This is a genomic window from Yoonia sp. R2-816 (assembly GCF_046762905.1).
In the GTDB taxonomy this organism is placed as follows: Bacteria; Pseudomonadota; Alphaproteobacteria; order Rhodobacterales; family Rhodobacteraceae; genus Yoonia.
In genome coordinates this window covers 1-1630 of sequence record NZ_JBKQXN010000319.1, presented here as the reverse complement: position 1 = coordinate 1630, position 1630 = coordinate 1, and the positions used below count along the sequence as shown (strand labels likewise).

General features: G+C 53.6%; 1 protein-coding gene. It reads right to left on the bottom strand.

What is annotated here, in order from left to right:
* Positions 1–435: 435 nt before the first annotated feature.
* The gene (locus ACFWW2_RS21985; protein WP_393931891.1) at positions 436–1476 is read right to left on the bottom strand and encodes an IS110 family transposase; all 1041 of its coding nucleotides are present in this window, start codon (positions 1474–1476) and stop codon (positions 436–438) included.
* Positions 1477–1630 lie beyond the last annotated feature (154 nt).

The following is a 1630-nucleotide window of genomic DNA, read 5'->3' as shown; positions in this document are numbered from 1 at the left end:
GTGCTGTTTTAGAAAGGCGAGGCCAATCCTAGCCGAGAGACCTCCCTTCCGTAATGGGTCTTTGTTCGTCAAGCGCTTAAAACCGTTCAAAAGCAACAGACTACATGTCACCTCCCTTTGGCAGGTGGTTGTGCAGCGGTAAATTCTTACTGTAAGCGCTACAGAGGGCCGCTTATTCAAACGTCGACATGTCGGTGTATATTCCTTCGCCGGAGTTTCGCTTCCGTCCGTAGTCAGCGCGGTGGCTGCCACATGATACCTTGTCCAATTCGGTTCCCGAGTGCCCATCTTTCTGGCGTGTTTGATTGATTATCAACACGGGGAGGCCTTCGGCATCTTCGGGGACCGCGTCCCGGCGAGGGACCTCGATCTGCCGCTGCTATCGATCGCGGCAAAATTCTCCTTTTGATTACAACAGCGGCTTCATGCAGTTTCTCAAACCACTGAAGACTGTGGGGTGTCTTCGATCAAAAACCGAAACGGGGCTCCATCACGCCACATCCGATGCAAAACGACGCCAATTCGACGAGCCAAGGCTACCGTCGCACGTTTTCTCCCACGACGTTTTGCTACACTCAGCGCCCAATTGGTAAGCCAATTGCGCCTACCACGGTTCAGCAAAACCGTCGCGGCTTGATAAAGTGCCGTCCTCAGCCCCCTATCACCCGCCTTTGTGATCTGGCCCACAATGTCGCGCTCACCAGATTGATTCCGGCTTGGCGTCAGTCCTGCCCAGGGACCGACACTTTTCGAAGATCGGAACCGCGCGGGATCATCAATCGCCGATCTGACCGTCAGCCCCACCACTGCGCCGACGCCCGGCATGGTCATCATCAGCCTGCAAACGGGATCAGCCTTGGCAATGTCGCGAACAAGTTTCTCCATTGCTGCCAGTTCTCCGCGGAAAGACTGACGTGCACGCAAAACCGGCTCTACTGCTGTCTCCAGCATGACATTCCCATCAGCAAGTTCCCTGATCCTTTCTTCGAAATTGCTCTTCGAAATGCTGCCAACTTTCAACCCAAAGTTCCTCAGCATACCACGGACCGAGAGTTCCAGATTGACAACGGCTTGCTTGATGGCCTTGCGTGATGTCAGAACAGCACGACTTTCCTGCGCGGAGATTGATTTGCAATGTACTGGTCGGAACCAACCCATCTGCAACAACCGAGCAATACCTTCAGCGTCACGGCGATCGGTTTTGATTGGCATGGCCTTCAGGGCGCCTTTCACTTGTCGTGTCTCCATCAGCACCGTTTCGAACCCGGCCTCTGTTATCTTCTTGTGCAACCACTGGGACAAAGGACCTGCTTCAAGGCCGATCGCCAAAACCTGTTGGGATAAATCCCGAAAAGCTGAGATCAGTGCATCAGGTTCGCTGAGCACCACAGTTTCCTGCACGATTTTTCCAGTTTCGCTCAACACACACACGGCAGTGCTTGCCAACGAAACATCCAATCCGATAAATACATTCATGTCGTTGTCCTTCTATTCTCAGGAATTGGGGCGCGCTTCTCGGCAAGACCCCGCAGACACGCACCAAGCGTATCAAGGGCAACGACACCGAAATTGCTTCACTCAGACAAGGAAAAATGTCTGCGACTCAGCGCCGGGCCCATTACGGTATCTT

Coding starts and splice junctions, on each gene's coding strand:
- ACFWW2_RS21985 (WP_393931891.1), bottom strand. CDS start 1,476: ATGAATGTATTTATCGGATTGGATGTTTCGTTGGCAAGCACTGCCGTG.